Origin of the sequence: Peribacillus sp. YIM B13482 (assembly GCF_042787975.1) — a bacterium.
Taxonomy (GTDB): Bacteria; Bacillota; Bacilli; order Bacillales; family DSM-1321; genus Peribacillus; species Peribacillus simplex_A.
The window spans coordinates 1-8,652 of the sequence record NZ_JBHZPF010000093.1 but is presented as its reverse complement, the minus strand read 5'-3'; the positions used below and the strand labels follow the sequence as shown (position 1 = coordinate 8,652).

At 38.8% G+C, this 8,652-nt stretch carries 6 protein-coding genes and 3 pseudogenes; 7 read left to right on the top strand and 2 right to left on the bottom strand.

The window, feature by feature from the left end:
• Positions 1–346: 346 nt before the first annotated feature.
• Positions 347–469 (bottom strand): annotated as a pseudogene (locus ACFX4L_RS24200) (succinyl-CoA--3-ketoacid-CoA transferase); the annotation flags it as partial.
• A 251-nt stretch (positions 470–720) separates the two neighbouring features.
• On the opposite strand from ACFX4L_RS24200, the gene ACFX4L_RS24195 reads away from it, so the two are divergent.
• From ACFX4L_RS24195 to ACFX4L_RS24175, 5 genes are all read left to right on the top strand, one after another.
• Positions 721–1,329 (top strand): nucleotidyltransferase family protein, encoded by a 609-nt coding sequence (locus ACFX4L_RS24195; RefSeq protein WP_377406493.1) that lies wholly within the window; start codon positions 721–723, stop codon positions 1,327–1,329.
• 135 nt (positions 1,330–1,464) lie between these two features.
• Positions 1,465–3,624, top strand: coding sequence for a xanthine dehydrogenase family protein molybdopterin-binding subunit (locus ACFX4L_RS24190; RefSeq protein ID WP_377406491.1), 2,160 nt, complete (start codon positions 1,465–1,467; stop codon positions 3,622–3,624).
• Positions 3,621–4,088: a (2Fe-2S)-binding protein gene (locus ACFX4L_RS24185; protein WP_061466465.1), complete on the top strand. Its 468-nt coding sequence runs from the start codon at positions 3,621–3,623 to the stop codon at positions 4,086–4,088. Before ACFX4L_RS24190 ends, ACFX4L_RS24185 begins: the two co-directional genes overlap by 4 nt.
• Positions 4,082–4,948, top strand: a complete 867-nt coding sequence (locus ACFX4L_RS24180) for an FAD binding domain-containing protein (protein ID WP_377383412.1) — start codon at positions 4,082–4,084, stop codon at positions 4,946–4,948. Before ACFX4L_RS24185 ends, ACFX4L_RS24180 begins: the two co-directional genes overlap by 7 nt.
• Positions 4,949–4,973: 25 nt before the next feature.
• Positions 4,974–5,768 carry an XdhC family protein gene (locus ACFX4L_RS24175; protein ID WP_061466469.1) on the top strand — a complete coding sequence of 265 codons (795 nt, stop codon included), beginning with the start codon at positions 4,974–4,976 and terminating at the stop codon, positions 5,766–5,768.
• Positions 5,769–6,120: 352 nt separating this feature from the next.
• Here ACFX4L_RS24175 and ACFX4L_RS24170 read toward each other — a convergent pair.
• Positions 6,121–6,813 (bottom strand): annotated as a pseudogene (locus tag ACFX4L_RS24170) (IS6 family transposase).
• A gap of 550 nt (positions 6,814–7,363) precedes the next feature.
• On the opposite strand from ACFX4L_RS24170, the gene ACFX4L_RS24165 reads away from it, so the two are divergent.
• Together ACFX4L_RS24165 and ACFX4L_RS24160 are read left to right on the top strand one after the other, a co-directional pair.
• Positions 7,364–7,561, top strand: a complete 198-nt coding sequence (locus tag ACFX4L_RS24165) for an IDEAL domain-containing protein (protein WP_377406489.1) — start codon at positions 7,364–7,366, stop codon at positions 7,559–7,561.
• Between the two features lie 382 nt (positions 7,562–7,943).
• Positions 7,944–8,133: pseudogene (locus tag ACFX4L_RS24160) on the top strand (IS4 family transposase); the annotation flags it as partial.
• Positions 8,134–8,652: the final 519 nt, after the last annotated feature.

Sequence of the window (8,652 nt, the reverse complement as noted above, 5' to 3'; positions counted from 1 at the left end):
CATCGTCTTCTGAGGTTCGTTCTTTTGCTTCGTAATAATAGGTACTCCGTGAAAGCTCTAGGACGCCACACATTGCTTCTCCGCACCACTGTCATCGATTTGACCGTCATTAAAAACAATTTTTCTTCCGTACCAAAGGTGCGTTTCATAATTACCAAAATATTCATTGTTAACCTCCATGAAAAATTTTTTAAAATAATGACATTTTTTTAAAACAAAGGAGGGTTCTTCCACCTACTTTTTAAGAAATGGGAGAACCATCCCCATATTTTCTACTTTCATATCATTGGGTTATGGTATTTGTTTAGTTATGCTTTCGATTTTTAAATAAAATCTAGACTATTTATTAATAAGCATCCAATTTCAAGTTTTCATCAATGAGAAGTGTTGGTTCTGTTACTGCTTGGATTTCTTCAACAGAATACCCTTTTGCTACCTCTACTAGCTTTAATCCTTTTTCCGTGACATCGAATGAAGGACTAAGTATGGAATTAAATGAGAGTTTAAAAAACCTCATTTAGATGAGTTACGATGAAGCGTACCATAAGTAATATAATGAGGCTTTTACGCATATAAAGAAAAAACACTATCCAGATTCTTTAATTAAAATTCAAAGCATAAACAATCAATGATCTCTTAATAGGCTATACAGCTAATCCTTACTCCGCTTGTGCTTTTATTGTGAGAATTAAGAAAAATGATAGGTAGAAGGTGACAAACATGGAAGCAATCGTCCTAGCTGCTGGATATTCCAGCCGAGCGAATGCATTTAAAATGACTTTGCCGATGGGGCAAATGGGGCAAATGAGCGTGTTGGAGCAAACGATTTCTAAATTTGAAGGATTATGCAGCAGGGTCATTGTCGTAGCTGGGTTTCAAGCGGAAATCATCCAAGAGGAAATTGCCAAAATCATCAGTAAAAATGCCTACTCATTTCAGATCATGTTTGTTTATAATGAAAACTTTAACCAGGGAATGTTTCATTCCATTCAAAAGGGCTGCAACGAAGTAAATGCCCCAACCTTCTTTATAACACCCGGAGATTGTCCGCTTGTTAAAAAAGATACTGTTCAGCTACTAGCAAAACACAAAGGAAACGTAGTTATTCCCAGCTTTGACTATAAAGGCGGCCATCCCATTAAATTATCAAGTGAAGTGAAACAGAAAATTCTCGAAACCAATCCAGAGAGTAATTTGCGTGTGGTCCTGGGTGGTTACGAAAAGCAATACATGAATGTAGATGATGCGGGAGTATTAATTGATGTTGATACACCGGAGGATTACCAAAAAGCCATTGATTATGATAAAGCTTTAAATTTCTCGAAGTAAAAATATAATTAAAAACTACGAAAATCTTGAATAGAAATGAATCATAAAAGATCATTCTCATTGATAAAATCGTAGGAAGAGGTTTCTATTCAGAATATATCCCTTTAAAAAAATGAGTTGAAGGGTGTTGTTGCAATGAATCTCAAAGACATAAGCACCTCAGTGCCCAAAAAGGACCATAAAGGTAAAGTATCGGGCCAGTTGCCCTATATTAGTGACGTGAAAGTGGAAAATATGGTTTATGGTGTTTTGTATCGATCGCCAATTGCTTATGGAAAAATCATATCCATTCAATTACCTAACCTTCCGGAAGGGTATGAAGCTGTTGGAGCAGAGCATATCCCCGGACCGAATTATGTCAAAATTATCAAAGAAGATCAGCCCATTTTTGCCAATGAGTGGGTCAATTATATTGGTGAGCCGATTCTCATGCTCACGGGCAAAGACCTGGATATCCTGTACAGTTTGTTAAATGAAGTGAAGGTTGAATTTGAAGAACATCAGGCTATCTATACATTGGACGAAGCGATCAAGCAAAAATCAGTATCCTTAGTTTTGGCAAGCTATGAATTTGGGGAAAGCTTAGAGAACATTTCAGCTATCGAGCAGGGAGCCCATCAAATCATCGAAGAAGAATATGATACAGGTTATCAGGAGCATGTCTACCTTGAGCCGCAAGGAATGCTCGCCGTTTATAAGGATGATGAAATTGTCGTCCAGGGATCGATGCAATGTCTTTATTATATAAAAAATGCATTGCTAAGCGCATTAGCCTGTGGTGACAATGAAGTCAGAGTTGTTCAAAGTCCTACCGGCGGAGGTTTTGGCGGCAAAGAAGATTATCCTTCTATGATGGCTTGTCACGTAGCCGTTGCCGCAAGAGCAGTCAAAAAATCGGTAATGCTTGTGTTCGACCGTTCTGAGGATATGCTGGTTACGACGAAAAGACATCCGGCCAAACTCAAATATCGAACGGCCCTTGATAAGGAAGGAAATATTTTGAGCATGTGTGTTGACATTTTTCTCGATGGAGGGGCAAATGTGGGATTGAGCTCTGTCGTGCTGCAGCGCGCATTAATAAACAGTGCCGGTGTTTATAAAATTCCGCATTTTCATGCAAAAGGCTATGTCTTAAAAACCAATACCGTTCCGAACGGTGCCTTCAGAGGCTTTGGTGCTCCACAAAGCTTTGCCGGAATCGAAAGTCATATTGGACATCTTAGTAAACAGGCAAAAATCGACCCGCTTGAATATAAACGAAAATACCTCGTCAAACAAGGAGACCCGACCATCACCAAAGGTGCATTCCGCGACCCGATATTAGTGGAAGAAATGATTGAGGACATACTCAACGTGTCAGAATACAAAAAGAAAAAAGAAGACTTTCAGCGCTTAAATCAACAAAATCAGCGCTATAAAAAAGGCATAGGAACTTCGCTGTTCCTCCACGGCTGTGGATTTACAGGCAGTGGCGAAAGAGATCATATTAAAGCAACGGTGAAGCTGGTTAAATCAAAGGACGACCAGGTATCACTAAAAATCTCAAACTCTGATATGGGACAAGGTATTTTGACGACGTTGTGTAAAATTGTCGCCAAAGAACTTAACCTCCCGTTCGAAGATATTTTGTACCCTTATCCCGACACAAAAGAGGTTCCCGACTCGGGTCCGACCGTAGCTTCCAGGACGACGATGATTGTCGGAAAATTGCTTGAACGGGCCGCAATAAAACTTAAGGATCAGTGGCAAACAGGGGTGGAACAGGAAGTAGTTGAGCACTATGTTCACCGTGAAATGATTCCTTGGGACGAGAAAACCTTCACTGGAGATGCCTACCCGGCTTATTCATGGGGCGTTAATATGGTTGAAGTAGAAGTTGATACGTTAACAGGAAATATAAAGTTAGAAAAAGTATACGGCAATTATGAAGTTGGGAAGGTCATCGATGAACGGATTATGAAAGGCCAAATTGATGGTGGTTTGGCTCAAGGGCTAGCATACGGTTATCTAGAAAAGATGACGTCAAAGCAAGGTAGAATCCAACAAAAAAGCATATCGGATTATGGACCGCCGACTTCATTGGATGTTGTTTCAATTGAAAGCAAGGTCTTTGATAACCCCTATGCTGATGGTCCATACGGAGCGAAGGGCGCAGGTGAATTGACTTTAATCGGAGGCGCTCCAGCAGTCCAAGCTGCGATCGAGGATGCCCTGCAAACTTCTTTTCAGCAAATTCCGATTACACCGGAAGTCATTATTGAAAGTCTTTGGATGAAAGAAGGTGAAGAGGGTTGATTAAATTCACACTAAATGGAAGAAAGGTAGAAACTGACGCCCCTGCTACAGCAAGATTACTAGATTTATTAAGAGATGAGTTTGAGTTAATCGGAACAAAGGAAGGCTGTGGTGAAGGGGAGTGCGGAGCCTGCAGTGTTTTTGTGAATAACCTCCTGCAAAACAGCTGCCTTATTCCAATTGGCTCGATTTCTGGTGCCGATATTCAAACGATCGAAGGCATCATTGAAACGGAACAATTTAAAATTTTAGATGAGAGCTATTCCATCGCCGGGGGAGTGCAATGCGGCTATTGCATTCCGGGGATGATTATGGCAAGTGCAGCTTTGTTATCTAAAAATCCTCATCCTTCAGAGGCTGAAATTCGTGAAGGCATCTCCGGAAATCTGTGCCGATGTACGGGCTACAATATGATTGTTGAGGCGATTAACTTAGCAGCTAAAAAAGGTGATGGCTTATGTTAGAGAAAATAACAGCGTATCGCTTCGAGCGTTTAGACGAAACGTTGAGCCAATTGAATAGAGAAGATTGTGCAATCATAGCCGGAGGCACCGATGTTATGGTTCTTCACAAAAGTAGAAGGGGAGTACCTCCGAAAATCCCTAAACCGATTGTTTTTATTAATCATCTTTCCGAATTAAAGCAGGTGTATCAACATCACAAGGATCTCCACATCGGGGCCTGCTGTACCTATAGTGAATTACTTGAAAATCCGTTGATTCCTTTTGCTTTAAAGAATGCAATTAAAACAATTGCTGCCCCGGCAATTAGAAACCGGGGAACATTAGGCGGTAATATTTGCAACGCCTCTCCAGCCGGTGACATGCTTCCTTTATTATATGTATACAATGCAAAGATTCTGTTGCGCTCCGTAAATGGTGATCGCATGGTTGCGATTAGCGATTTTATTCAAGGTCCACGACGGGTTCAACGCTTTCACAATGAAATAGTGACGGAGATTATTCTGCCGTTCGTATTAGAAGGTTCACATGTCGTTTTCGAGAAAGTCGGCAACCGCAACGCAGATGCCATTGCCAAAGTATCCTTTGCGGGTTTCATCCGGATAAGCAAAGATCGAATCGATGACATTCGATTTGCCTTCGGGGCGGTCGGACCTACGATGGTTCGTTCCATTGATATTGAGAAGAAGCTGGTTGGAAAAACGATACCATTAGCCGATGCAGACATCGCTGCGATTGTGGCAGCCTTCGATAAGGTCATTAGACCAATCGACGATCAACGCTCCACTGCGGCTTACAGAAAAACCGTTGCGTTACATCTTTTACGTTATTTTCTTAGCATGAAGCAATATCAACCGAATTAATGTTTAAAAATAGGGGGAGCTTTTCATGCTGCTGATGGAAAAAGTGTCCATGCTGACGCGTCAAAACGAAACCTTTGCTTTAGCCATGATTATTGAATCAAAGGGCTCGACTCCCAGGCATGTTGGAAAAATGATTGTCTACCGGGATGGTACCATTGAAGGGACTGTCGGAGGGGGCTTGGCTGAACACTATGTGATCGAAGATAGTGTAAAGGCGATCCAAAATGGCCAATCGAAAATCGTTGAATATAAATTGAATAAACATGCAAAAGACGGAATTCAGATGAATTGTGGCGGCACGTTACGGGTCTTTATTGAAGTCTATACAAGGAGGCCTGAACTCATTCTGGCTGGGGCCGGTCATTTAGGCCATGCGTTGGCAAAGCTCGCTGATTTCCTCGAATATCCTTATTGCATTGTCGATGATCGCGTTGGTTATTGTACGAAGGAACGCTTTCCTAATGCGACAAACCTTTTTGTGAACGAGGATATTGGAAAGGCTTTGCTCGCAGCCAATCTAAATGAAAAGTCATATGTGGTAATTGTTACAAAAGATTGTGATGATATTGTATTAAAAACAGCACTGCAATTTCCGATTGCATATGTTGGGATGGTCGCCAGTAAACGCAAGGTCATAAGCATATTTGAAAAGTTAAAAAGTGAAGGGGTCACGCAAGAACAATTGGAGCAGGTCCATTCTCCAATCGGATTGGAAATTGGCTCGGAAACATCAGAAGAAATTGCCATCAGTATTATCGGACAAATCATCAAAGTAAGCAAGGAAAAAAAGCCTGTAAAAGTGAAACAATTAAATAGATAAGTAGAAAGGTATAACACCTGAGGCAGATAAAGCTAAAATCAAAATGTCTAATATACAATGGGGTCAGTCCCCGCTGTGTTAAAGTATTAACTCAGTGGGACTGACCTTTTTTCTTTGATAAAAGCTAGAAGCAGGCCCTTGCTCTTCAGAGTGGGCTTTTTGTCGTTTTGATTAATTCATTAATATGGTAGGAATATTTTACTTTATATGCTACTACTATCATACAATACACAAAGAAAAATTTTGGGAGGGATTTTGTATGGGGATATTAGATGGACTTATGGGAAACGGGTTCTGGTGCAAAGATTACATCCATTGGAAAGAGGTATATAGATTCCTATGGAATCAGCTCTTATGCAGCCATCCCAAATAGTTGATGAATGAACTTCACTTGATTTTGGACAGAGTTGTCCTGTAGAGTAAGTTGTCCTTTTTTAATGATATGCATCGCTTCTATTCCCGAAAGAACGAAAAGATTTCAATCCTAACATAGAACGAACTCTCTTTTTAATAAAACGATGATCTTGTTCCACAATGTTATTAAGATATTTTCCTGCCTTATTTGGATGCCTAGGGGCATCTTTTTCTCTTTCTTCAACTCTTCAATCGCTATAGGATAGGCTGGGTTCTTGTCTACTGTGATCACACGGGGCTTTGAAACATGAAAAGACCGCAAAGCTTTTTTGAAAAAGCGCTTTGCAGCCTTATGATCTCTTGTTTTACTTAAATAAAAATCAATCGTATTTCCTTCTGAATCAATAGCACGATATAAGTACATCCATTGTCCTTTTACTTTTATATAGGTTTCATCGACTCTCCATGAGTCGTTTGTTTGCTTGAGATGACGCCGTACTCTCTCATCTAATTCAGGGCCATACTGATGAACCCAGCGCATGATGGTTGTATGAGCAATAGATAGTCCGCGTTCTTCCATCATTTCGACTAAATCACGAAAACTGAGGTTGTACCGTAGGTACCATCTCACTGTTAATAAAATAATATCAGGTTGATAATGTTTCCACTTGAATAGATTTTGCTTTTCCATACTGATCACGTCCTTTTTAGAGTACTAGTATCAGTATGTCCAAGATTTAAAGAATAGTTTCAAGTCATCTGGAATTTTTGCACCAGAACCCTTTTTAATGTGAGAAAATTTATACTCAAAAATAAATATTTTATTAATTTATATGTATAAAAAAATAATAGCTGGGGAATCATAAAGATAAAGAAGTTAAAGATAGGGGGTAAAATAGTGTTAAGAGAAAGCAAATTAACGTTGTCTGATTTTGTTAATAAAGATCGATTTGAACTAAACTCTTATCTTACCCATTTGATCCATCAATTTTATGATAATGATCTGAATCAGTCTAAAGATAGAATGGTATAGATTAACGATTAAATAAACTGAAAGAATAATAGTTTTTGAGATGAATTAAAAAATTCTTGTTTAAAGACCATAACTGAAGGTTTCAATGAGTTTACACTTTCAGATGTTAACTCATTGGTTAAAAATACCATGGAACAACAAAGTAAAATGTTTGAATAATCTGAAAACTTTTAGTATAATAGAAAAAAGGTCAAGGAGTTGGTTTCCTATGGATAGGAATTTGGTTAATACACCACCACAACCTGAAGTAAACGTCATGGATTCTGAATTTGCTGAAATGGTGTTAAACAAAGCCCTTCGTAATTTCAGAAAAGAACAAATCCGAAAAGAGATTGACCAGTCATTACAGGATCAAAACAAAGAAGAATTCCTACGATTAACTGAGGAATTAAAAAACATTTCTTAAAATGTTGTATTATATATCGAGATGATTTTGAAATGAACTTAACATAATCGTAATTTTAAGAAGTACGCCAAAAAGCCAATCCCATATCTATCAAGGGATTGGCTTTTATTTGATTTTTATCGATTAAGCACGATATTAAACATCGTTGATTTATCAACATTTTGGGCTTCTGAAGAAGCCTAGCTGCTGTATAAAAAAGTGGGGTTTTATGCACTCTCTTCTTTCACTAAAGCGCCCGATTATGGAATAAGTATAACATATTTCTTTGTCTACCTATTTTACATAATGTGATGTTTTAGGTACTGAAAAAGGATCTTCAATCGAAGATCCTTTTAGTGAACTAACACTTTTCGCATAAGAATTACAACGCTTTTTATCTCCAATAGTCCTAAAAGAAATCGCCAATCGAGTTGGTTTTGTACAGCGATCTAGTAAGTAGCAAGCAGATGAACTCATCGCTCTTTGTGTTTGGCTCAGCCAAGAAGTCGCTCTTACATCACTTACGCATTTGTAGTCGATTAGAGGCTTCGACGGGTGTACTAATGAGCCAAGAGGGACTCAATCAGCGCTTTTTAATCCTGCAGCTGTCGCATTCCACCGAGAGTCTTTTTTCCACCTTTATATTTAAGGACACAAATTGATCAACTCCTGTCCCCATATCATAAGGAAGTAGAATTATTGGATGGTATACCTGGTGTGAACAAAGCAGCCGCAGTGCATCCCAGTTGATTAATTATAGACAAACACGTACGGTGTTTTTTTATATTCATTAACAATATGGTTTCAAGAGGAAAGTGCTATTAGAGATTCTTATTTTACGAATTAAATGTTGACACTAAAGAAAAATAGAAGTATGATAATGAAGTCGCCTAATTAACGAGCGATTTTAACAAAAGAATTTCTTCGCAGAAGTTGACAACTATTCAATGTTATGTTAAGGTGAATGAGTTGAAACAAACCAACAACTATTGCTCTTTGAAAACTGAACAAAACAAAGCGCCAACGTTAAATTTAAAGTGAGCACACACTATCAAAAAAGCAAATGAGCAAGTCAAACATTTCTTCGGAGAGTTTGATCCTGGCTCAGGACG

What these genes read in the sequence shown, in the direction of transcription:
- ACFX4L_RS24190 (WP_377406491.1), top strand. Translation starts at nt 1,465, where the DNA reads ATGAATCTCAAAGACATAAGCACCTCAGTGCCCAAAAAGGACCATAAA.
- ACFX4L_RS24195 (WP_377406493.1), top strand. Translation starts at nt 721, where the DNA reads ATGGAAGCAATCGTCCTAGCTGCTGGATATTCCAGCCGAGCGAATGCA.
- ACFX4L_RS24180 (WP_377383412.1), top strand. Translation starts at nt 4,082, where the DNA reads ATGTTAGAGAAAATAACAGCGTATCGCTTCGAGCGTTTAGACGAAACG.
- ACFX4L_RS24165 (WP_377406489.1), top strand. Translation starts at nt 7,364, where the DNA reads ATGGATAGGAATTTGGTTAATACACCACCACAACCTGAAGTAAACGTC.
- ACFX4L_RS24175 (WP_061466469.1), top strand. Translation starts at nt 4,974, where the DNA reads ATGCTGCTGATGGAAAAAGTGTCCATGCTGACGCGTCAAAACGAAACC.